This window comes from Streptococcus sp. 263_SSPC, assembly GCF_001071995.1.
Lineage (GTDB): Bacteria > Bacillota > Bacilli > Lactobacillales > Aerococcaceae > Granulicatella.
Window position 1 is genome coordinate 104450 of the sequence record NZ_JVNU01000015.1, and the last position, 22559, is coordinate 127008.

Annotated in this window: 21 protein-coding genes; 5 read left to right on the top strand and 16 right to left on the bottom strand. The window is 36.5% G+C overall.

Annotation, left to right across the window (positions count from 1 at the left end; translation table 11 throughout):
• Window positions 1–99: 99 nt before the first annotated feature.
• The 5 genes from rpsB to ADH02_RS01455 all read right to left on the bottom strand — a co-directional run bounded on the left by rpsB (window position 100) and on the right by ADH02_RS01455 (window position 5446).
• Window positions 100–870 carry a 30S ribosomal protein S2 gene (gene rpsB, locus ADH02_RS01435; protein WP_039848780.1) on the bottom strand — a complete coding sequence of 257 codons (771 nt, stop codon included), beginning with the start codon at window positions 868–870 and terminating at the stop codon, window positions 100–102.
• Window positions 871–1084: 214 nt separating this feature from the next.
• A complete protein-coding gene (locus ADH02_RS09420; protein ID WP_160312852.1) occupies window positions 1085–1555 on the bottom strand; it encodes a hypothetical protein in 471 nt (156 codons plus the stop codon).
• Between the two features lie 22 nt (window positions 1556–1577).
• The gene (locus ADH02_RS01445) at window positions 1578–2834 is read right to left on the bottom strand and encodes a hypothetical protein (protein ID WP_048781986.1); all 1257 of its coding nucleotides are present in this window, start codon (window positions 2832–2834) and stop codon (window positions 1578–1580) included.
• Between the two features lie 14 nt (window positions 2835–2848).
• Window positions 2849–4141, bottom strand: coding sequence for a hypothetical protein (locus tag ADH02_RS01450; protein WP_048781988.1), 1293 nt, complete (start codon window positions 4139–4141; stop codon window positions 2849–2851).
• A gap of 24 nt (window positions 4142–4165) precedes the next feature.
• On the bottom strand, window positions 4166–5446 hold the full coding sequence (locus tag ADH02_RS01455; RefSeq protein ID WP_048781990.1) for a hypothetical protein: 1281 nt from the start codon (window positions 5444–5446) through the stop codon (window positions 4166–4168).
• A 140-nt stretch (window positions 5447–5586) separates the two neighbouring features.
• On the opposite strand from ADH02_RS01455, the gene ADH02_RS01460 reads away from it, so the two are divergent.
• Window positions 5587–6210 carry a lysophospholipid acyltransferase family protein gene (locus ADH02_RS01460; RefSeq protein WP_048781992.1) on the top strand — a complete coding sequence of 208 codons (624 nt, stop codon included), beginning with the start codon at window positions 5587–5589 and terminating at the stop codon, window positions 6208–6210.
• Window positions 6211–6270: 60 nt separating this feature from the next.
• On the opposite strand, the gene ADH02_RS01465 is transcribed toward ADH02_RS01460, so the two are convergent.
• From ADH02_RS01465 to ADH02_RS09730, 4 genes are all read right to left on the bottom strand, one after another.
• A complete protein-coding gene (locus ADH02_RS01465; protein WP_048712477.1) occupies window positions 6271–6504 on the bottom strand; it encodes a YneF family protein in 234 nt (77 codons plus the stop codon).
• A gap of 122 nt (window positions 6505–6626) precedes the next feature.
• Window positions 6627–7514: a fructokinase ScrK gene (gene scrK, locus ADH02_RS01470; RefSeq protein ID WP_048781995.1), complete on the bottom strand. Its 888-nt coding sequence runs from the start codon at window positions 7512–7514 to the stop codon at window positions 6627–6629.
• A 98-nt stretch (window positions 7515–7612) separates the two neighbouring features.
• Window positions 7613–9133, bottom strand: coding sequence for a glucose PTS transporter subunit IIA (locus tag ADH02_RS01475; protein ID WP_414717655.1), 1521 nt, complete (start codon window positions 9131–9133; stop codon window positions 7613–7615).
• Window positions 9134–9235: 102 nt separating this feature from the next.
• On the bottom strand, window positions 9236–9508 hold the full coding sequence (locus ADH02_RS09730; protein WP_414717656.1) for a PTS transporter subunit EIIB: 273 nt from the start codon (window positions 9506–9508) through the stop codon (window positions 9236–9238).
• Window positions 9509–9701: 193 nt separating this feature from the next.
• On the opposite strand from ADH02_RS09730, the gene ADH02_RS01480 reads away from it, so the two are divergent.
• Entirely contained in the window at window positions 9702–11159 is a 1458-nt protein-coding gene (locus ADH02_RS01480; protein ID WP_048712461.1) for a sucrose-6-phosphate hydrolase, read from the top strand.
• 30 nt (window positions 11160–11189) lie between these two features.
• Here ADH02_RS01480 and ADH02_RS01485 read toward each other — a convergent pair whose 3' ends face one another.
• From ADH02_RS01485 to mgtE, 3 genes are read right to left on the bottom strand one after another with little or no spacing between them, the layout of a single operon-like run.
• Window positions 11190–12545 carry an MATE family efflux transporter gene (locus tag ADH02_RS01485; RefSeq protein WP_048781997.1) on the bottom strand — a complete coding sequence of 452 codons (1356 nt, stop codon included), beginning with the start codon at window positions 12543–12545 and terminating at the stop codon, window positions 11190–11192.
• A gap of 56 nt (window positions 12546–12601) precedes the next feature.
• On the bottom strand, window positions 12602–14431 hold the full coding sequence (gene lepA, locus ADH02_RS01490) for a translation elongation factor 4 (RefSeq protein WP_048781998.1): 1830 nt from the start codon (window positions 14429–14431) through the stop codon (window positions 12602–12604).
• A gap of 51 nt (window positions 14432–14482) precedes the next feature.
• Entirely contained in the window at window positions 14483–15814 is a 1332-nt protein-coding gene (gene mgtE, locus ADH02_RS01495) for a magnesium transporter (protein ID WP_048782000.1), read from the bottom strand.
• A gap of 117 nt (window positions 15815–15931) precedes the next feature.
• Here mgtE and ADH02_RS01500 point away from each other — a divergent pair, with 117 nt between their 5' ends.
• On the top strand, window positions 15932–16426 hold the full coding sequence (locus tag ADH02_RS01500; RefSeq protein ID WP_048782001.1) for a cupin domain-containing protein: 495 nt from the start codon (window positions 15932–15934) through the stop codon (window positions 16424–16426).
• A gap of 42 nt (window positions 16427–16468) precedes the next feature.
• Here the strand turns inward: ADH02_RS01500 and dnaJ are convergent, their stop codons facing one another.
• From dnaJ to hrcA, 4 genes are all read right to left on the bottom strand, one after another.
• Window positions 16469–17641, bottom strand: a complete 1173-nt coding sequence (gene dnaJ / locus ADH02_RS01505; RefSeq protein ID WP_048782003.1) for a molecular chaperone DnaJ — start codon at window positions 17639–17641, stop codon at window positions 16469–16471.
• Between the two features lie 89 nt (window positions 17642–17730).
• On the bottom strand, window positions 17731–19566 hold the full coding sequence (dnaK, locus tag ADH02_RS01510) for a molecular chaperone DnaK (RefSeq protein ID WP_048782005.1): 1836 nt from the start codon (window positions 19564–19566) through the stop codon (window positions 17731–17733).
• A gap of 48 nt (window positions 19567–19614) precedes the next feature.
• The gene (gene grpE, locus ADH02_RS01515) at window positions 19615–20169 is read right to left on the bottom strand and encodes a nucleotide exchange factor GrpE (protein ID WP_152903874.1); all 555 of its coding nucleotides are present in this window, start codon (window positions 20167–20169) and stop codon (window positions 19615–19617) included.
• A 17-nt stretch (window positions 20170–20186) separates the two neighbouring features.
• The gene (gene hrcA, locus ADH02_RS01520; RefSeq protein ID WP_082161629.1) at window positions 20187–21230 is read right to left on the bottom strand and encodes a heat-inducible transcriptional repressor HrcA; all 1044 of its coding nucleotides are present in this window, start codon (window positions 21228–21230) and stop codon (window positions 20187–20189) included.
• A gap of 236 nt (window positions 21231–21466) precedes the next feature.
• Here hrcA and ADH02_RS01525 point away from each other — a divergent pair, with 236 nt between their 5' ends.
• Window positions 21467–22150, top strand: a complete 684-nt coding sequence (locus tag ADH02_RS01525) for an LPXTG cell wall anchor domain-containing protein (protein WP_048782008.1) — start codon at window positions 21467–21469, stop codon at window positions 22148–22150.
• Window positions 22151–22264: 114 nt separating this feature from the next.
• A partial coding sequence (locus ADH02_RS01530) for a transposase (RefSeq protein ID WP_048782010.1) occupies window positions 22265–22559 on the top strand: 295 nt, incomplete at its 3' end.

Consider the following 22559-nt stretch of genomic DNA (forward strand, 5'->3'; position numbering starts at 1 on the left):
ATTTGCTTTTAATTTTTTTACAAACTTTCTAAAAAAAGCTGTTTGAATTGAAAAGTCTATTTCGCCTCTTTCTGATTCAAACAGCTTAACAGTTAGTGATTATTCAGCGTTGTCGCCTTCAACTAATTTTTCGATATCTTCTAATGAAGTATCTTTATCTAAGTCTTCAACGTCTACTGCTACGTCTTCACCTTGGTTACCTTCGATGAATGCATCAGCCATTTTAGCAACGATTAATTTAACCGCGCGGATAGCATCATCATTTGATGGAATAACAACATCGATTTCATCTGGGTCACAGTTTGTGTCAACCATAGCAACGATTGGAATGTTTAATTTGTGTGCTTCTTGAACTGCAATGCGTTCTTTACGAGGGTCAACGATAAACATTACATCAGGAATGCGTGGCATATCTTTAATACCACCTAAGTATTTTTCAAGTTTGTCTAATTCTTTTAATAGAATACCAACTTCTTTTTTAGGTAATACTTCGAAAGTGCCGTCTTCTTGCATTTCTTTGATTTTTTTCAAACGTTTGATACGTGTTTGGATTGTATCCCAGTTAGTTAAAGTACCACCTAACCAACGATGGTTAACGTAGTATTGACCTGAACGGATTGCTTCGTCTTTAACAGCATCTTGTGCTTGTTTTTTAGTACCAACGAATAATGCAATACCACCGTTTTCAGCAACTTCATGCATGTAGTTGTATGCATCGTCCACTAATTTAACAGTTTTTTGTAGGTCGATGATATAGATACCATTTCTTTCTGTGAAGATGTATCTCTTCATCTTAGGGTTCCAGCGACGTGTTTGGTGACCGAAATGTACACCAGCTTCTAACAATTGTTTCATTGAAATAACTGCCATTTTTGTTTTCCTCCAATTTGGTTTATATTTTCCTCCCCAATTTTCAGCGATAAGACCTCTTCTAAAAGAAGCACCAATCTTAACATCCAATTAGGTGTGAATTTTTTTGGTTTTTACACCATCAATGATTGTACATGAAAGTTATTTAAAATGCAAGAAAATTCTATTGTTTTCATGATGAAACAATAGAATTTCCAACAAAGTCTTTTTCATTTTAATATAATACAGCGACATTAAAGCTAATAATAAGTAACACTGTTAGAATAACGTTTAACCACGGGAAGCTTCCTTTACTCTTTTCCTGCGTAACATACGCTACCAAACCAGAAATTTCGATCAAATTAATTCCAATAAGATACAAGATAATTGGTAAAGTCAATGTGTCCATCTGAGGTCCTATTAATAATTCAAAATTCATTACGATGGATATAACGAATAGTCCAGATCCGATAAGTTGTAAAACGAGGCTGACAAGAAACAGAATATTTTCATGCTTGCGTTTATAGAACGCGAGCAGATTCTTAAACAAACTTATAAAAATAATATAGTTGAAAATAATTAAAATGCCGCCAACAACAAAGAAAGTTGTAATAATACCTGCTTCTTTTGATTTCAAAACGAGAATTGATAATAACGTTATAAAATAAAATATATTATAATCTCTTAGTTTAATTTTTTCTTCCATGACTATTTCCTTCCATTTTAGATTACTTTCTGTTTTGCCAATATACATGAACTATTCCATCTTTGACTTTAATAGCAAGGAATTGTTGATCGTTTTTGATGTTATCTTTTTCTGGCACTAATACATAGGCTTCGAATAAATAGAGCCCATCAGGAAGCGCGTCCTTACTTAAGCTATTAAATTTTGAAGATACAAACGATAGAAGTTCCTCTAGTGAAGAAGCCTCGCGGTAATCCACTCGTAAATAACCAGTAATGACCTCAGTTTCACTTGAAAGGAGTTCTTCAAGTGTTAAATTGTAAATAGCTTCTGTTACTGAGTTATCTTTCAAATGATCCGCTGCAATATGAGCTAATCTTTTTAACCGTTCTTTCCCTGAGAGTAAGGGATTTACATCTATTTTAATATTTGTAATTTCTACATCTTCAACCTTATCATCCATTACTCTTTTCACTTTATCAACGGATTTTTCTAAATCAGAATTGGATAGAAATGCTCCTCTAAGAAATGAAAAGTTTTGATTGAATAGAAGCTTAAGAATCTTTGCTTCATCTGTTGAAACATTGGACGTATCCACCGTCTCCTGCATGTCACGAATGCTAGTTCCTTTCTCTAAGAACACATTGTTTTGTAATGTGACTTCACTTCCTGAACTCAGTTTTTCAGTAAATTTGAAATTCGCCATATCATTATTCACTGGTGGGATTACTTTTACAGTTGCATTGAATCCGTGCCCTTTATAGTACTCCTCTAGTTTTACAGTAAGATCGTCTGACCTGTTTTGTTCCACTTGTTGGTTATTAATAGCTAGTACCATTAATGCATACGTCGTAATGTGGACGTACAAAAGTGGTGCTTTTACAAGATTTTGTTTTCCTTCAACAAACCCGTACACCATTAAACACAAAACATTAAATACTAATAATAGTACAAACGTTAATACTGCTCCGCTTTTTGCGTTAACAATGGACTCAAATGGCAAAATCACCGTAAAAGGATATTTTAATTCGTAAAATGTAAAATATAAGAATAGAACAAACGCCATAGTTCCTGGAATTCGGACATTTGCATTGTCTTTTGCAACTACAAAGTTAATAATATAGAGTTCACGCAATACAGCAAATAGAATTACAAAAAACAAAATGACAAAAACGATAAAATAAACTGTAAATAATGCTTTTGTAATTCCATGCCCAATAACAACTTCAAGCATAAATAGGACGAAATAAAGAATAGTTGGAAGTAATAAGTTAATATACTGAATCTTTTTATTATTCATAAAAACCTCCTCTTCTATTTCAATTCATCTTCTTCAAAATAACCTAACCCATTTTCCACAACGAAAGTACTAATCACATCTTTGGTTTTTCCATTCACCTCAGCACTACCCTTGAATTGATAGACTCCATCCCAGAAGGTGCCTCTTGGTAATGCTTCTAGTACTTCTTTAAAGTATTCTAGGTTAGATAACCCTGCTTTCTGCGCTTTAGAAGTTAATTCAGAATAGAAAATGAGATCAACATTTGCGTAAATTTGATCGTTCTTCATCGCTTGCTTTACATCAATATTGTAAAACCCAGCAGCGTCTTGATCCCCTTTTTCGACATTTCGAAGCGATTCAGCAATTAAAAACGCCGTAAATTCATACCCGTCTGTTGGATAAAAATCAACTCTAGATTCTTTTACCAGCTCAACTTTAAAAGCTGTATTAATGGTATCAGCAATTGTATAAGGCACTTTTAATTTATTTAATTTCGCTTTATAAAGGGTGAGCAAGAAGTTGAATTCCTCATATTTCACTTTATCAAGACGTTCGCGCTCTTTATCAGTTGCTAATAGTTCTTTGATTTTTTGAACATTCTCATTAGAAATCGATAATTCATATTGATCTCCAGCCTCTTCTGAAATCGTATAATTTTTTGAATAAGAATATCCGTCCGAAAACTGCTCAGTATATTCCAAACTCACTTCATATCCTCGTAATTCAAATGCGTGCTTTTTATTTTTTACTTTCACATTTCCGTTCAGCCCGAAGTCTTTAAACTCCTGAGGATAGTTTTTCCCAGAATTGAAAAGTGAAGGCGCTGAAATCGATGAAAATGCAGTTGATACTAACAAAATATTCGTAATAATAATTAAAAGCAATCCAAATACAAAATGGTATTTTTCATCATTGTTGTCCTCTCTATGGAGCCATAGCTTTTGATAAACCGCAATGATAAAAATTAATGTAAGAATTAAACTTAAAGCGAATGTTTCAGAAAAATGATTCATAAAATCAATGAACTTTAGTTTTCCTTTTATTAAATCAGCGCTTTGAATAAAGAAACTTATAATTACAAGAACTACTTGAATCATGCTTGAGTTTCTAATATTTCTGTCCTCTTTAAACCCTAGCATTAAACGGATTGGGTCAATGAGTAAAAAGAGATTTCCAAAAGCAATCAGTGCCCACGATACAATAACAAAAATCCATGCAAAAGAAGGAAACTCTCTAGATGGATACAAATAGAAAAGAACATTATAGATTAAATATCCAATAATGACTAAACTCAATCTAAAAAAACTAATTGTATCTCGTTTCATCAAAGCTCCTCCTTACTTATAAGACTACGGATTTCTCATTTCATCTGCTTCAAAATGACTACTTCCGTTTTCAATTACCATCGTAACCGTCACTAATTGATCTTTACCATCAACTTTAGTCGTGCCAGTGAATTTATAAGTCCCATCCTCAAGCGTTCCAGACGGAATCTCAGATAGTATCTTTTTAAGATAATCTACACGACTTGCGTTTTTATCTTTAAGGAATTGATCGAACTCAAGGTAATTCACATAACCAAAATAAGCAATCATCGCTTTATTTAAGACATCAATATTGTAAAAACCAGCGACTTCGGTATCTCCGTTTGCTCTATTTTTCAGAGCGTTTTTAATAATCAAGCTATAAAACTCTGGAGGATTTTTTGGATAAAGACTAAAACCGTAACTTTCAACTAATCTAAACCCTACTGCATTATCCACTTTCTCTACTAATTTTTTATCAATATCTCGTTTTCTAATTAGGTCCTTATAGAGGAATAGAACAAATTGAAATTCTTGTTTCTTTACTTTATCAAATAATTCTTTTTCCTCATCGGTCTTAAGATACTTACTAATCTCTTCAGCAAGCTGATCGTCCAGTTGTGTCACATGAGTTCCGCTCCGAACTTCTGCAACATCAATTAACTCCCAGAAATAACTACCATCTGATAATCTTTCGTCATAGTGTAAAGTAGTACGAGAACCAACATACGGTTCTATTAATTGCGTTTTTTCTCGAACCTCTACTTTTCCAGTGAAACCAAAATCTTTAAACTCTTCTACATATTGTTTGTTTGAATCAAAAACAGTCGCCTTGCTATTCGTGAATAGTAAGAAGTTACAAAGTAAGACCACGCTAATCCCAAAGACTAAACTGAAAATGGATGATAACTTTTCTTGCTGTTCTACTGCTCTTTTCTGAATGATACCAATAATGAAAATTAACGAATAAATGATGCATGTCCCAACCAAAAGTGGATAATGTTCCACATAATTAATAGGCCATAATTTCCCGACAGTTACATTTGTTAGTTGCAAACATAAACCAATACAAGCTGCAATAATTTGAATCATGCACGTTAGTTGAATTGTTTTATTCTTTTCATAGACATCTCTTAGTTTGACAACATCTTTAAAAAGTAAGATATTTCCTAAAACAATCATTGCCAAAGATAAAAAGAAAACTGGCCAAACAATAAAGAACGCATAGCCACCGGAATAATCAAGTAAATAATAGACAAGATTATAAATTAAATACCCTAATAAGACTAAACTTAGTCGGAAATAACTGATTTTATATTCTTTCATAGGAAAATCCCCCGTAAAATTGTTACCATAATTATACCATACCTCAGCTAAAAAGAGAGGGTTTACATGAATGTTTTGAACTTGCAAAATGAGCCGAATTCACTCATACTACAATTACAGATGAAACAAAGGAGAATGTTATGATTTATAAAATCACTATTTGGATCGTTCGCGGACTGCTAGTTCTATTAAACGGATTTGGCGATTATCAAGGTCGGGAGAAAGTTCCTAAAGACACAGGTTATGTGCTTGTAGCTCCTCACCGGTCTTGGCTAGATCCAGTAATGATGGCTATTGCCGTTTATCCACAACCGCTTGTCTTAATGGCGAAACAGGAATTATTTAAACCAAAACCATTTGCTTGGTTTATTAAGAAACTGGGTGCTTTCCCAGTGAACCGTGAAAAACCAGGACCAAGCGCGATTAAATATCCTGTCCAACAAATCAAAGAAAATCAAAAAGCCCTTGTTATCTTCCCTACTGGAACACGTTACTCTAACGAGATGAAAGGTGGCGCTGTGATGATTGCTCGTCTAGCAAAAGCACCTATCGTTCCAATGGTGTATCAAGGACCATTAACTTTCAAGGATATTATTAAGCGTAAAAAAATGCATGTACGTATTGGTGACCCAATCTATATTGCAGATCAAAAACTAACAAAAGAAGAAATTGCCAATTACGATCAAGTGCTTATCCAAAAGTTCGACGAACTCGATAAAGAAATTGATCCAAATTATGTATATGAATTACCAGTAAAAAAATAACGTTATACCGTATACGGTATAACGAAAAAAACCATCGGAAAAATCCGATGGTTTTTTACTTTACTTTTTAGCTCTTTTTTTAGCTTGTGCTTTCATTGAAGCAGCAATTTGACGAACTTTTTGTTCAGATGGTTTTTGACCCATTTGAGTCATCATGCTACGAATCATATCTTCATCAAATGGTGGGTTTTCTACAAAGTAGTTCATCATTGTACGACGTGCGATAAAGAAACCACCGATCGCACCTGCGACTGCAGCAAGAATCACGATTAAAATCCATGCTCCTGTTGACATTTGGCTTTCTCTCCCTTCAATATGTGTATCCTTGTCTATTGTACTAGATAATTATGAAAATGAAAAGCCTTGCGGTAAAGTTTCCATTTGTTAATTTTGCAAATCAGCAACACATTGAAAAATTATTTTACTAAGCTTTTTGCCAAAACATAGTTCCCTAAAGTAGCTGAACCATTATTATCAACGGCTGGAGTAACAATAAAGTCTTTTACTGGTGGTGTTGGTACATATCCGTTTAGTAATTCCTCAAACATACGATGAACGCGTTCTAACATATGATTTTGAGCCATAACTCCTCCACCAAAAACAATCTTTTCAGGACGGAAAGTTAATGTTGCTTGAAGAGCTGCTTGTGCAATATAACTAGCTTGAATATCCCAAACATCACTAGCGATATCGATATGTTCCCCACGAACTCCAGTACGAGCTTCTAAACTTGGGCCAGCTGCTAAACCTTCAAGACATCCTTTATGGAAAGGACAAACGCCATCGAAGTTATTTGCTACATCAATTGGGTGCTTACTTACATAAACATGCCCCATTTCAGGATGGCTAGTTCCTCCGATAAATTCACCACGTTGAATCACACCTGCTCCAATACCAGTACCAATTGTGTAATAGACAAGCGTTTCGATATTTTCTCCACGATTATTACGTGCATATACTTCTCCGTATGCAGAACTATTTACATCTGTTGTAAAGTAAATTGGGACATCTACTCTCTTCTTCAATGCACCTACAACATCCACGTTTGCCCAATTTGGTTTTGGTGTTGTAGTGATATACCCATATGTTTTAGATTTAGGGTCCACATCAATCGGTCCAAAAGAACCGATTCCGATTGCAGCTAGATTTTTGAATTTAGCAAAAAAATCTGCAGTTTTCTTTAAAGTCTCTTGTGGTGTTGTTGTTGGAAATTGCAATTCCTCTACTGTGTTAAAATTTTCATCCGCTACTGCACAAATAAACTTTGTACCGCCAGCTTCTAAACTTCCATATAACTTTGTCATAAGCTTAAAGCTCCCTTGATTATTTTTTATTATTGTATCATATTTTAACCCAAAAAAAGAAGACGAATCCTATAATAGAATTCGTCTTCTAGAAAAAATTATACATGTAATTCTAATACACGAGTTTTATTCGTAACAGAACCAGTAGCAATTGGAGTTACTTCTGCATAATCCATGGTGTTAGTGATAATCACCATTGTTGTGTCATCTAGACCATTTGCAGCAATCACTTCAGAATCAAATGTTCCGATGATATCTCCTGCTCTTACACGGTCTCCTTGAGATACTTTGGCTTCGAATCCTTCTCCATTCAACGAAACAGTATCGATTCCGACATGAATAAGAATTTCAGCACCATTATCTGTTTTTAATCCATAGGCATGACCTGTTGGGAATGCAATCGCGATTTCAGCATCTGCTGGAGCGTAAACAACTCCTTTAGAAGGTTTCACTGCAATTCCTTGTCCCATTACTCCGCTAGAAAATACTGGATCATTCACTTCGCTTAAAGCTACAACTTCACCAACAATTGGTGAACGTAATTTTTCATCAGCACGTTCAGTCGCTGGTGCAGCTACTTCTTCCTCTTGAGTTTCTTGTGAAGAAGGTCCTTCTGCTTCAACAGGTGTATCTAACATTGAATCGTCGTAACCGAATAAATAAGTAAACGTAAATCCTAATGCAAATGATACTGCAACCATGAATAAGTATTGTGGTAATTGTCCATTTCCGACATAAAGCATTGAACCAGGAATGATTGTAATTCCGTTACTTGTACCCGCTAAGCCTAGTAAAGCTGAAAGAGCTCCACCTAACGCACCTGCTAATAATGAAAGAACGAATGGTTTACGGAATCGTAAGTTTACCCCGAAGATAACAGGCTCAGTAATTCCTAGGAACGCTGATAAAGCTGCTGGGAATGTTAATGCTTTTAATTTTGGACTCTTCGTTTTAACACCAATCGCTACCGCTGCAGCCCCTTGAGCCGTCATCGCAGCTGTAATAATCGCGTTGAATGGGTTTTGCCCAGTTGCAGATAGTAAGTTAATTTCTAACAAGTTGAAGATATGGTGAACACCAGAAACAACGATTAATTGATGTGTACCACCGATGATTAACCCACCAAGACCAAATGGTAAATACAAAACAGTTGTTGTAAGTGAAAGAATCACTTTTTCAACTTGATGGAAAATTGGTCCTAATACAAATAGCCCTAAAATTGACATTACAAATAATGTGATAAATGGCGTTACTAATAAATCCAATACTTCTGGCACATATTTTCTGACCCATTTTTCAAAATTAGCACCAACAACCCCGATGATAAACGCTGGTAATACAGACCCTTGTAATCCAACAACATCCACAAGACCAAAGAATTTGATAGGAACAATTTCCCCACCTTGAGCAACCTCCCAAGCGTTAGGAAGAGAACCAGAAATCAACATCAGACCGAGTACAATCCCGATAGTTTGATTTCCGCCAAAAACTTTAAATGTAGACCAAACCACTAAGGCTGGCAACGCAATAAAGGCCGTATCTGTTAATATTTTAGAATAGATTAAAAAGTCAGACGGTAATACAACACCAAAAGCCTCTAATAATCCACGAAGCCCCATAAAAAGACCTGTTGCAACAATCGCTGGAATAATTGGAACAAATACATCCCCGAATGTACGAACAGCACGTTGGAACCAGTTCCCTTGTTTTGCTGCTTCGGCTTACATTTCGCTAGTTGTTGAAGTTGGTAATCCTAGAGATACTACTTCATCATAAATGCGGTTAACCGTTCCTGTCCCAAAAATGATTTGGAATTGTCCAGCATTGAAGAAAGCTCCTTGAACTTTCTCTATATTCTCGACTCTATTTGTATCGATTTTTTCTTTATCCTTTACCATGATGCGAAGACGAGTTGCACAATGCGCTACACTACTTACATTCTCTTTACCACCAATAGCTTCGATAACACTTTTTGCAATTTCCGTATTATTCATCCATTACAATCTCCTTTATAAAAATTTTTACTAATAATAGCACATTTATTTCATTTCGAATTTTATCATTATACCGCTATAAGTCAAGTTACATCTGATATTGAATCACAAAAAGAACACTTTAGCAAAAAAGCTTGCATTTACGCGGAAAAACACGTACTGTAAAGATACAATTTTAGAGGAGGAATCCATCATGAAATGGACAACTGAACTTAGATACAAACGCTATGAAGATTGGACTCAAGCTGAGAAAGAACAATTGAAATCTACAATGGAAAAATCCCCTTGGAGAGCGAAATACCACGTAGAACCATCCAGCGGATTGCTAAATGACCCTAATGGTTTTTCTTATTTCGACGGTAAATGGATTGTGTTTTACCAAAACTTTCCTTTTGGCGCTGCTCATGGATTGAAATCATGGGTACAACTAGAAAGCGATGACCTTGTGACATTTAAAGAAACTGGAGTCAAAGTCCTTCCAGATACTCCTATGGATAGTCATGGCGCTTATTCAGGTAGTGCAATGCAATTTGGTGATAAATTATTTCTATTTTATACTGGAAATGTGAGAGATGAAAATTGGGTTCGCCATCCTCACCAATTAGGGGCACTTATGGGTAAAGACGGTCATATTGAAAAACTTGGAAAAGATTTGATTCCAAAACCAAGTAATGCTACAGGTCACTTTAGAGACCCACAAATTTTCCAATATAAAAATCATTATTACGCGATTGTAGGTGGTCAAAATCAAGAAAAAAAAGGCTTCGTTCGACTCTACCGTGCTGTTAATAACGATTATAGAAATTGGGAAGAAATTGGGGATTTAGACTTTAAGAATGACAATACCGCTTATATGATGGAATGTCCGAACTTGGTCTTTGTAGATGAAAAACCAGTACTGATATACTGCCCTCAAGGATTAGATAAAGACGTATTCCACTACGATAATATTTATCCAAACTTATATAAAATCGGTGAAACATTCGACCCAGAAAATGCGACGATCACACCCGTTTCTGAGCTTCATCAATTAGACTACGGTTTTGACGTTTATGCTACTCAAGCATTTAACGCACCAGACGGCCGTGCGCTTTGCATTAGCTGGCTTGGATTACCAGATGTTTCTTATCCAAGTGATATTTACGAACATCAAGGGATTTTTTCGTTAGTGAAGGAACTCTCACTTAAGGATGGCAAGTTATATCAAACTCCTGTAAAAGGAATCGAAAAGCTTCGTCAATCTTCCCTTCCGTTTAACAAGTATATTAAAAATACTTCGAATTGCTACGAGTTAAATCTGAAATTAGAAGGAGAAATGGTACATGAGCTCATTCTATTCTCAGACAAAGATGGCAATGGACTATCCCTCATCTTTAATCTTGTAGATGGTGAGGTTGTAGTTGATCGAAGCAAGGTAGGAGAAAATTTTGCCACAGAATTCAGTAGTGTTCGTACAGCACCAATTGCTCCAGCAGACACTACTGCGCGTATCTTTATTGATAATTCTGTCTTTGAAATCTTTATTAACGATGGAGAAATGGTCTTTTCTGGCCGTGTCTTCCCTCGTGAAGATCAAACACATATTTCAATTCTACAAGGAGATCCAACTGGGGTCTATTATCCACTACTTACCTTTACAAATCCAAACTAAAAAAAGAAGATCCGATAGGATCTTCTTTTTTTATGCTTCAACTAATCGGTGAATCCATTTGACAGAGAAGACTCTTCGCAACCCAATAAAGGCTTTACAAAGCTCTTCAACACCAGCGCAGATAACCACTAATTGTACTGGGAAGTGCCATACTGCAGCAGCAAGTAAGGCTAAAGGGACTCCAATGAGCCATACGCAAGCCATTTCTAGTTTCATACCATATTGCGTGTCTCCTCCGCCACGAAGAATTCCCACTAAGATAATCGAATTTAAAGTTTTAAATACGAAAATCACACCCATAATTTGGAGTAATTGTTGTCCGATGAGGAATACTTCAGGACTAAGATGCGCAAACATCAATAATGTCCAATGTGGTGTTAAGCTTTGGATACCACCAATGACCACTCCAACAACAAGTGAAATTGTAACAAAGCGTTTTGCCTCTTTTTGCGCTTGTTCAACTTCATTTCGTCCGACTCTATTTCCAAGCATAATACTACAACTACTTCCAATACCTCTCACTAAAATGAATGAGAGATTTTGAACGGCAACGGCTACTTGAATCGCTGCTGTGGCTTGAGTTCCAACCATAGCATAAGCTGCATTGTAGAATACTTGTCCTAGAGCCCAGAACGTTTCATTAATAATAACGGGATACGTTGTAATCCAATAATTCATCCATAATCCCTTAGAAATATGATGCCAATAGCGACCAATTGGTAGTCGGATTGGTCCATTGTATGAAAATACCACACCAAATAGAACACCAACTTCAACGACACGAGCGATTAATGTAGCTACAGCTGCTCCAACAACTCCAAGAGCTGGTGCACCAAATTTTCCGAAAATAAAGACGTAGTTAAAGAATGCATTTGTAATAAAGCTACAAATTGTAGCAATCAAAGGTACTTTAGGACTGCCAGTTGTACGAAGTGCATTTGTCATCGCAAAACTCCAAGCTGTAAATACATAACTTAAAGCGGCCACCCGTAAGTAATCCCCTCCAGCTTGAATCACCAGTGGATCTTTTGTAAAAATAGTTAAGATTTCATACGGGAACAGTACTCCAAGAAGCATAAATACCACACTGACAACCGTTGATAAGATTAGTGACATTTGGTTCACTTCTTGAACTTTATGCGTATTCGTGATTCCCCAATATTGCGAAAACAGCACTGCCGAACCTGTATGAATCCCAAAGCAAATTAATGTAAATAAGAAAAATACTTGGTTTGCAAGCCCAACACCCGCGATACTAGCATCCCCAAGAGAGGAAATCATAATTGTATCTAATGTATTCAAAAATGACGTTAATAAACTTTGAAGTGATACCGGAATTGCAATCGCAAGCATTTGTCTATAAAAGTGATTGTTTTCTTTTTCCATTGCTATCCCCTTTCATTCAAAATAAAAGAGCGCAATAAACGCTCTTTTACAATTAATTATTTTTCTTCTTCGTTTAGGTTTAGAACGGACATGAAAGCTTCTTGTGGAACTTCAACAGAACCCACTTGCTTCATACGTTTCTTCCCTTCTTTTTGTTTCTCTAACAGTTTACGTTTACGAGAAATATCCCCACCGTAACATTTAGCAAGAACGTTTTTACGTAATGCTTTAATATTTGTACGAGATAAAATCTTATTCCCAATCCCAGCTTGAATCGGAACTTCAAATTGTTGACGAGGAATGAGTTTTCTAAGCTTCTCTGTAATCGCCTTACCACGACTATAAGCAAATTCCTTATGGACAATAATACTTAAGGCATCGACTACTTCACCATTTAACATGATATCCATTTTCACAAGGTTGCTTGCGCGATATCCGATTAAGTCGTAATCAAGAGAAGCATACCCTTTTGTGCTTGATTTTAATGAATCAAAGAAATCAAAGATGATTTCTGAAAGTGGCATTTCGTAAATCACGTTAACACGGTACTCATCTAGATAATCCATTGTCACAAACGTTCCACGTTTACGTTGGCAAATGTCCATCACGCTACCTACGTATTCATTTGGTACCATGATAGATGCTTTTACGTAAGGTTCTTCGATGGATTGTACGCTTGATTGGTCTGGCATTTCTGCAGGGTTTGAAACCACCACTTCTGTACCGTCAGTCTTTTGTACATGATAAATTACAGACGGAGCTGTTGTAATCAAGTCTAAGTCAAATTCACGCTCTAAACGTTCTTGAATAACGTCCATATGGAGTAATCCTAAGAATCCACAACGGAACCCGAAGCCAAGCGCTTGCGATGTTTCTGCTTCAAATTGAAGCGCAGCATCATTTAACTGTAATTTTTCTAACGCATCACGTAAGTCATTATATTTCGATGAATCGATTGGATATAAACCACAGTATACCATCGGATTCATTTTACGATATCCGTCTAACGGTTCAGCTGCAGGGTTATTCGCTAAAGTAACAGTATCCCCTACACGAGTATCTTGGATAGTCTTGATGGAAGCAGTGATATAACCAACATCCCCAACCATTAAATAATCACGACTGATTGGTTTTGGTGAGAAAATACCTACATCCACAACATCAAAAGTCTTTCCATTACTCATTAATTGAATTTTGTCGCCAGGTTTAACAATTCCGTTTTGAATACGGACATTTAAGACAACCCCACGATACGCATCATAGACTGAGTCAAAAATCAACGCTTGTAATGGTGCTTCAAGGTCCCCAGTTGGAGCTGGGACTTTTTCGACAATTTGTTCTAAAATTTCTGGAATACCGATGCCAACTTTCGCACTAGCAAGAACAGCATCACTTGCATCAATTCCAATAACATCTTCTATTTCCGTACGAACACGTTCTGGGTCCGCTGCAGGAAGGTCAATCTTATTGATAACTGGTATGATTTCTAAGTCGTTATCGATGGCTAAATACACATTCGCTAATGTTTGTGCTTCAATCCCTTGAGCAGCATCTACGACAAGAATCGCACCTTCACAGGCTGCTAAACTTCGTGATACTTCATAAGAGAAGTCCACGTGACCTGGAGTGTCGATTAAGTGGAAAATATATTCCGTACCGTCTTTTGCATCATATGTTAATTCAACGGCGTTTAATTTAATTGTAATCCCACGTTCTCTTTCAAGATCCATTGAGTCTAATAATTGGTCTTGCATTTCGCGGTCAGCAACAGTATCAGTCGCTTGCAAAATACGATCGGCCAACGTTGACTTCCCGTGGTCTATATGCGCAATAATCGAGAAGTTTCGAATGCGCTTCTGTCTTTCTTTCATTTCTTCTAAATTCATGAATAACTCCTTAATACACTACTACAATAAAATTCAAATCATTCTATCAAACTACAATAATAATGGCAAGAACAATTCAGCTAAGTATAAGAAAATAAAGAATCCTAATACGTCTGTAGCTGTTGTTACAAAAATCGTTGATGAAATGGCTGGGTCTAGATTTAGTTTCTTCAAAAGTAAAGGTACGAAGAATCCGAAGAACGCCCCTACCATTAAGTTCATCGCCATCGCTAAAATGACGATAATCGATAAGAAAAAGTTTTGATATGGGATGTAGAGCGCAATCGCTGCAAAAATCCCTGTGATAATTCCGTTTACTAATCCAAGCCAAATTTCATTTAATACATACTTCTTGTCTTTTTCCCACGTTAATTGTCCAATCGCTACCTCTTGGATAACGAGTGCTAATGTTTGAGAGGCTGAGTTTCCACCCATCCCAGTAATAATTGGCATTGCGACCGCAAGAACTACCACTTGTTCGATGGTATCTTGGAATAAACCGACAACTGCACTCGCCATAAAGGCAGTTATCAAGTTAATCAATAGCCAAGGTGTCCGTTTTCGAATCGATTCATTAAAAGGTCCACCGATTCGTTCTGTTCCTTCAACCCCGCTGATTAATAACATATCTTCGTGGTGCTCTTCTTGCAAGACGTGAACGATATCATCGATGGTGATGATCCCAAGTAACACATTTTGCTTATTGACTACAGGTACAACAGATAAGTCGTACTTCGTTGAAATACGAGCCACTTCTTCTTGGTCTTCTTCTGGTAAAACAGAGATGATATTCGTATGCATCACGTCATGTAAACTCTCGTCTAAATCGTGTGTAAATAGATCGCGAATATCAATCCAACCGATTAATTTCCGTTGTAAACTCGTCACAAAAATAATGTTAATGACTTCTGAGTTTGGAGAAATCTCTCTTAATTTAGATAATGTTTCTTCAACGGTTAAGTGTTCTTTTACCGTAATGTACTCAGTGGTCATAATCCCTCCGGCAGTATCCGGAGCGTAATTTAACATCGTTTGGATATCATCTTGAGAACTTTGTTTCATCATATTGATGTAACGTTTACGGATTCCAACAGGTAAATTTCCTAAAATATCCACGACATCATCGTTTGACATTTGTTGGAATAGTAAAGCTACCCGTCTAAATGGGAGTTTCTCAAGCATTCGTAATTGGAATTCAGGTTCAGCAACTTCTAAGATTGAAGCTAATCTGGTATTTGAGATAGAGAACATGAAATTCTTTAAAACATCATCATCGACTTCTTCTAACGCCAAGGCGATATCAATTGGATAATTCTCATTAAAAAGCTCTCTAATTTTCTTAACGTCTTTATTAGAAACAATTAAAGCGATATTATCTTTCATGACTCTTCTCCTTTCTTTTCCAATAGTACTAGTATAGCATAATTACCGTTCTATCAACAATTCACAAGTAGAAAAAGTTACGCTATAATAATAGAAAATAATGACTGGAGGTCTCCTATGAAAACGAAAGAAGAATGGATTAAAGAATTAGACTTAGAACCACATGTGGAAGGTGGTTATTTCAGACAAACTTATAAAGCTGTAGAAAAAGTAAAGCTACCTGACGGACGAATTCGTTCACTTTCTACCACTATACTATTTTTGTTAACGAATCAAAATCCATCTCACTTCCATCTACTTTCTTCTGATGAAATTTGGTACTATCACTACGGTCACGCGCTTACCGTGCATATGATTCATCCGGATGGTACATACGAAGCTGTTGAAATTGGGGCTGGAAACGGACAAAAGCTTCAATTTACAGTTCCTGCTGGAGTCGTTTTTGGATCTACCATTGAATCGGCCAACGAAGAAGAATTTGCAATTGTCAGCTGCAGTGTTACTCCTGGTTTTGAATATGAAGACTTCAAACTCTATACACAAGAAGAATTATTAGAAAAGTATCCTGAGCACGAAGGAATTATTTGTCGTCTTGCAGTAACTTCTAAATAAACAAAAAGAACTTAGCAACCAATTGCTAAGTTCTTTTTCTATTTATTCAAATGTATCTTTAAAGGCGTTCTTCATTTTGTCGAAGAAGTTCTCTTCTCCATTATGAAGGTCCGTTCCTTCCTCACTAGCAAATACTTGTAACGCTTGTCTTTGCTTATCTGTCAGTTTCTTAGGAGTATCTACGATGACTTCTACGTGTTGGTCACCGTTTCCTGTTCCTCGAAGTTTTGGAGCACCTTTTCCACGTAATCGTAAAATTGTTCCTGATTGTGTTCCAGCAGGAACTTTTAATTTCACTTTACCGTGAACAGTTGGAACATCCACTTCGTCACCAAGAGCAGCTTGAGCAAAGTTTACATGAAGTTGATAGTAAATATCTGCTCCTTGACGTTTAAAGGTCTTACTTTGTCCAACACGGAAGATGACATAGAGGTCACCATAAGGGCCACCATTGAAACCAACTTCCCCTTGGCCTTGAAGACGCATTTGATTTCCATCTTCAACCCCAGCAGGGACTTTTACTTTCACTTTATGCGTTTCATCTACTTGACCATGACCGTGACACGTTGAACATTTTTCTTTAATTTCTTGTCCTGTACCATGACACACATCACAGGTTGTTTGGCTCATCATACGACCGAATGGTGTATTTCTTTCAACGTTAATCACACCTGCACCATGACATTTTGAACATGTTGTTGGATGCGTACCAGGTTTTGCACCAGTACCATGACAGGTTTGACATTCGTCGCTGCGGTGATAATGAATGGTTTCTTCTTTACCAAAGATAGCTTCTTCAAATGTTAAATCCATGACATATTGAAGGTCAGCCCCTTGACGCGGCATATTCGCACGGTCTGCACGACTACCTCCGCCACCGAAGAAACTACTAAAGATATCTTCGAATCCACCAGTAAAGTTTCCATTACCGCCGAATCCTCCAAATCCATCAAATCCACCACCGAATCCGCCTCCACTGAATCCAGAATTTGGATCGTAAGAAGCATGTCCGTATTGATCATACGCTGCACGCTTTTGTGCATCTCCTAAGATTTCATAAGCTTCAGCGATTTCTTTAAACTTTTCATCCGCTCCAGGTTCTTTATTAATATCTGGATGGTATTTTTTAGATAGTTTACGATAAGCTTTCTTAATATCTGCTTCAGAGGCATCTTTGGATACGCCTAAAATTTCATATAAATCTCTTTTGGCCACTGAATTGCCCCTCCTTTTCTTTCATAGTTTACAAAGGATACGGGCGTAAGGCCACTAAGTAGTCTTACACCCTATCATTTTAGCAAATATTAGTCTACTTCTTCGAAGTCAGCGTCTACAACGCCATCGTTATTTGAAGATGATTGTTCAGTTGCTCCTTCTTGTGAAGCGCCTGAAGCTTGTTGAGCTGCGGCAGCTTGTTCATAAAGTTTAACAGTTAAATTTTGTACAACTTCATTTAAAGCGTCACGTTTTACTTTCATAGCTTCTAAGTCGTTTGCTTCTACAGCTGCTTTTAATTCATCACGAGCTGCTTCAGCTTTTTGAACGTCACTAGCATCTACTTTACCGTCTAATTCTTTCAATGTTTTATCAACAGTGAAGATTAATTGGTCAACTTCGTTACGTAAATCTACTTCTTCTTTACGTTTTTTATCTGCTTCAGCGTTCGCTTCTGCATCTTTCACCATACGTTCGATTTCTTCATCTGATAAACCTGAAGAAGATTTGATTGTAATAGCTTGTTCTTTACCAGTTCCTAAATCTTTAGCACGAACATTTACAATACCGTTTTTATCGATATCGAATGTTACTTCGATTTGAGGCACACCACGAGGAGCAGCTGGAATGTCTGTTAATTGGAAGCGACCTAAAGTCTTGTTGTCCGCTGCCATTGGACGTTCACCTTGTAATACGTGTACGTCTACTGCTGGTTGGTTATCCGCTGCAGTTGAGAATACTTGTGATTTGCTTGTTGGGATTGTAGTGTTACGATCGATTAATTTAGTGAACACGCCACCCATTGTTTCAATACCAAGTGATAATGGTGTTACGTCTAATAATACGATGTCTTTCACATCACCAGAGATAACCCCACCTTGGATTGCAGCACCCATCGCTACTACTTCGTCTGGGTTTACTGATTTGTTAGGTTCTTTACCAGTTTCATTACGAACAGCTTCAACAACTGCTGGAATACGAGTTGATCCACCAACTAATAATACTTGGTCGATATCTGAAGCTGTTAAACCTGCGTCAGCTAATGCACGACGAACTGGTTCTTTTGTACGTTCTACTAAATCATGAGTTAATTGATCAAATTTAGCACGAGTTAATGTTACTTCTAAGTGTAATGGGCCAGCTGCACCAGCAGAAATGAATGGTAAGCTGATTTGTGTTTGAGATACACCTGATAAGTCTTTCTTAGCTTTTTCAGCAGCATCTTTCAAACGTTGCATTGCCATTTTATCGCTTGATAAATCAATACCGTTATCACGTTGGAATTCTTCTACTAAGAAATCAATGATTTTTTGGTCGAAGTCATCCCCACCAAGATGGTTATCACCAGCTGTTGATAATACGTCGAATACGCCATCTCCTAATTCAAGGATAGATACGTCGAATGTACCACCACCAAGGTCGAATACTAAGATTTTTTCTTCGTGGTCTACTTTGTCTAAACCATATGCAAGAGCTGCTGCAGTTGGTTCGTTAACGATACGTTCTACTTCTAAACCAGCGATACGACCAGCATCTTTAGTTGCTTGACGTTGTGCGTCGTTGAAGTATGCAGGAACTGTAATAACTGCTTTATCTACTTTTTCTCCAAGATATTCTTCAGCATAACCTTTTAAGTATTGTAGAATCATTGCTGAAATTTCTTGAGGTGTATAAGATTTACCTTCGATTTCTACTTTATATCCTGTTTCGCCCATGTGACGTTTGATAGATGCAATTGTATTTGGGTTTGTTACAGCTTGACGTTTTGCAACTTCTCCTACTTGAATTTCTCCATTTTTGAACGCTACAACAGATGGTGTTGTACGGTTTCCTTCTGGGTTTGCAATAATTTTTGCTTCGTTACCTTCTAAAACAGCTACTGCTGAGTTTGTTGTTCCTAAGTCAATACCAATAATTTTACTCATATTTAATTCACTCCTATTATTTATAATATTGTTTTAAGTTTCGTCTTCTTATTGTGATACGATGACCATTGCTGGTCGTAATACTCGATCTTTTAATTTGTATCCTTTTTGATACACTTGTACCACGCGGTCTGCTTCTTGCCCTTCCTCAGCAGGAACGGTTTGAACAGCGTGATGTAAAGTTGGATCGAATGGTTGGTTTAAGGCTTCGATTTCTTTGATGCCTTCTTCTTTTAGTGCATAAAGGAAACCTTCATACACCATCTCAACCCCTTTTTTAAGGTTTTGAGCTTCTTCTGATTCACTTGGAGAAGCGATTGCTCTCTCAAGGTTATCAATCACATTTAATAAGTTTTGCGCAAGACTTTGACTGCGATATTTTGCAGCATCTTGTCTTTCTTTTGCGTTTCTCTTTTGGATATTCGAGATTTCAGCAGAGAGTCGATATACTTGATCGTTCAACTTCTCTACTTCTTGTTGTAATTTCTCTTCATTCGTAAGTTCTGTTTTGGTTTCTTCAGTAACTTCTTCTTGAGGAGCTTCATCTGCAACAATTTTTTCTTCTTTTAATTTTTCTTTATTGTTTTGTTCATTTGTTTCCAAGATTTCATCTCCTTACTCTATAAGTTACGATAATAATCTTCTATCGTGGTTGCTAACTCTTCCCTGAGTCCTTTTACAATTGATAATACATTCGAATACGGCATATTCTTTGGTCCAAGAAGTGCAATCATTCCTGTATCTTGGTTTGGAGTTTCGTAACTAGCTGTTACCAAACTAAAGTCACCAAGTAACGGATGACCCATTTCTGAGCCGAGCCTAATTTGAATATCTTGATGATCATTCGTTACAAGTTGATGTAACTTCGATTGATCATCCATCAATTGATAAATACCTTTGAGTTGATCCACATTAGCGTGATGATCAAAGTAATTTAACAAATACCTTCTTCCAGCAACATGCATCCGATCATTTTCGAAACGATTCATCATTTCTTGAATCACTTTGACGATTTGAATTTGTGAATTCATATAGCGATTCATAAGAATTGGAAGGTCTGTCTTTAATCGTTTTTCAACGATATCCAGCGGTACTCCAATTAATTCATCATTGATGATGCGAACCACTTTCTCTAAATCACTATCGTCAATACCTCCCGGAACTGTATAGACTTTATTTTCAACCAAACCATTACTGATGACTATGATTGCCATCACTTGATTTGGATTTAAACGAACAAGTCTAAATCCCGATAATGTCGCAGTTTTCACTTCTGGTCCAAAAGAAATTGCGGTGTAGTTCGTTAATGTTGCTAGTATGTCAGCAGATAAACGAAATACATCTTGAATCTCCAATGTTGACTGTTGGAAAACTTCACGAATTTGATTTCGAACGCTTAAAGAAACAGGTTGCTTTTGTCTAGGTAGAATATTGTCGATGTAGTAACGATATCCTTTATTAGAAGGAACACGTCCAGAAGAAGTATGGTTCTTTTCAAGATATCCCATCTCTTCCAGCTTCATCATCTCGTTACGAATTGTTGCTGAACTAAAAGGTAATTCTGCAACTTCCATCAACTTCTTCGACCCGACCGGCTCCAAAGTTTCCGTATATAATTGTATGATTAATTGTAAGATTAGCAATTGTCTATTGGTTAACATCATAGTCACCTCTCTTTAGCACTTGACTAAGACGAGTGCTAACCACATTTATAATTTAACACATTGGTCAAATTAAGTCAATATAAAAATACTAGGACTTTAGACTGATTTTTTGAAGGTTTTGTACTACAACTATTGCCGTATATAAGGCATTTCTACTATATATTGAATGTCTTTTGGTTTTCCTTTATAATTTTTTTTATAGAATAATCTATAAGTTTGTAGAAAGGAACATCAAAATGAAGCTTAAACATTTCACACTTGCTTTTCTTTCAGTTTTCCTATTTGGCTTCTTTTTCTATAACAGATCTATAAAAGCTGCTGAAAGTCAAACTGTTAATGTAACTACGGTGGATATAGATACATTAACCCCAACTGAATTAAGCAATATGATAAATGGTACTCCTTCGGGATCGGTTTCTTCGAACGCTACTGTAAAACTAGTTTATAAGAAGAAAGCATGTCCTGTTGATAAGCCAACATTACCAAATACTGGGGTTACAAGTAACTTAGCAGCAATCATTTTCGGTTCACTGCTATTAGTTTCTAGCTTACTTTTAGTTAAGTCTTCTAAAGGAAGAAAATTAATCATACTCTTCGTATTAGGTGGCACAAGTATTGCGCTAGCAACTCCTGCAATAGCTTCGACAATTGAAGTAATTGGTGAAACTAAACTGTTTTCTATTTCAGCTTTGAATGATATTACTATTCCAGAAATCGAGTGCTACGAGTATGTTGGTTACATTATACCTACTGTAGAAACGACGACTGTTGAGTCAACAACTTCAGAAACTGTAGCAACTGAGACTACTGAAACAACTGAAGCTACAACAATTGTAACAACAACTACCGAAGCGGAAACGACAACCGCTCAAACAGAGACAGAGGTAACTGTTCTCCCAGGGACACCTTCTCCACCTTAAACAAAAGACAACGGACAGCTGTTGGCACTGACCCCCGTAAATGTGAATTAAATAAAAACACCTCCAAGTTGGATTTGGTACAATATTATCAAATACGCATGGAGGTGTCTTTTTATGGTTAAAAATCGTGTTGCTTATTCAGCCGATACTAAAAATAAAGCCGTAGAAATGAAATTACAGGGATATAGTACAAAACAAGTAATGCAGGAGTTAAACATTAAAAACAAAACGCAAGTAGAAACATGGTTTAGATGGTATAAAAATGGAGAAACACATCGTTTCCACCAACAGGTGGGTAAACAATATTCTTATGAAAAAGGAATGGCTAAACTTTCTGAAATCGATCAATTAAAATTAGAATTACGAAGAAAAGAAGTTGAATTAGAAATATTAAAAAAATACAAGGAAT

Coding starts and splice junctions, on each gene's coding strand:
- ADH02_RS09730 (WP_414717656.1), bottom strand. CDS start 9,508: ATGAATAATACGGAAATTGCAAAAAGTGTTATCGAAGCTATTGGTGGT.
- ADH02_RS01485 (WP_048781997.1), bottom strand. CDS start 12,545: ATGGAAAAAGAAAACAATCACTTTTATAGACAAATGCTTGCGATTGCA.
- dnaK (WP_048782005.1), bottom strand. CDS start 19,566: ATGAGTAAAATTATTGGTATTGACTTAGGAACAACAAACTCAGCAGTA.
- lepA (WP_048781998.1), bottom strand. CDS start 14,431: ATGAATTTAGAAGAAATGAAAGAAAGACAGAAGCGCATTCGAAACTTC.
- ADH02_RS01500 (WP_048782001.1), top strand. CDS start 15,932: ATGAAAACGAAAGAAGAATGGATTAAAGAATTAGACTTAGAACCACAT.
- hrcA (WP_082161629.1), bottom strand. CDS start 21,230: ATGATGTTAACCAATAGACAATTGCTAATCTTACAATTAATCATACAA.
- scrK (WP_048781995.1), bottom strand. CDS start 7,514: ATGACAAAGTTATATGGAAGTTTAGAAGCTGGCGGTACAAAGTTTATT.
- mgtE (WP_048782000.1), bottom strand. CDS start 15,814: ATGAAAGATAATATCGCTTTAATTGTTTCTAATAAAGACGTTAAGAAA.
- ADH02_RS09420 (WP_160312852.1), bottom strand. CDS start 1,555: ATGGAAGAAAAAATTAAACTAAGAGATTATAATATATTTTATTTTATA.
- ADH02_RS01455 (WP_048781990.1), bottom strand. CDS start 5,446: ATGAAAGAATATAAAATCAGTTATTTCCGACTAAGTTTAGTCTTATTA.
- ADH02_RS01480 (WP_048712461.1), top strand. CDS start 9,702: ATGAAATGGACAACTGAACTTAGATACAAACGCTATGAAGATTGGACT.
- ADH02_RS01475 (WP_414717655.1), bottom strand. CDS start 9,133: ATGGGGCTTCGTGGATTATTAGAGGCTTTTGGTGTTGTATTACCGTCT.
- rpsB (WP_039848780.1), bottom strand. CDS start 870: ATGGCAGTTATTTCAATGAAACAATTGTTAGAAGCTGGTGTACATTTC.
- ADH02_RS01450 (WP_048781988.1), bottom strand. CDS start 4,141: ATGAAACGAGATACAATTAGTTTTTTTAGATTGAGTTTAGTCATTATT.
- ADH02_RS01460 (WP_048781992.1), top strand. CDS start 5,587: ATGATTTATAAAATCACTATTTGGATCGTTCGCGGACTGCTAGTTCTA.
- ADH02_RS01465 (WP_048712477.1), bottom strand. CDS start 6,504: ATGTCAACAGGAGCATGGATTTTAATCGTGATTCTTGCTGCAGTCGCA.
- ADH02_RS01525 (WP_048782008.1), top strand. CDS start 21,467: ATGAAGCTTAAACATTTCACACTTGCTTTTCTTTCAGTTTTCCTATTT.
- ADH02_RS01445 (WP_048781986.1), bottom strand. CDS start 2,834: ATGAATAATAAAAAGATTCAGTATATTAACTTATTACTTCCAACTATT.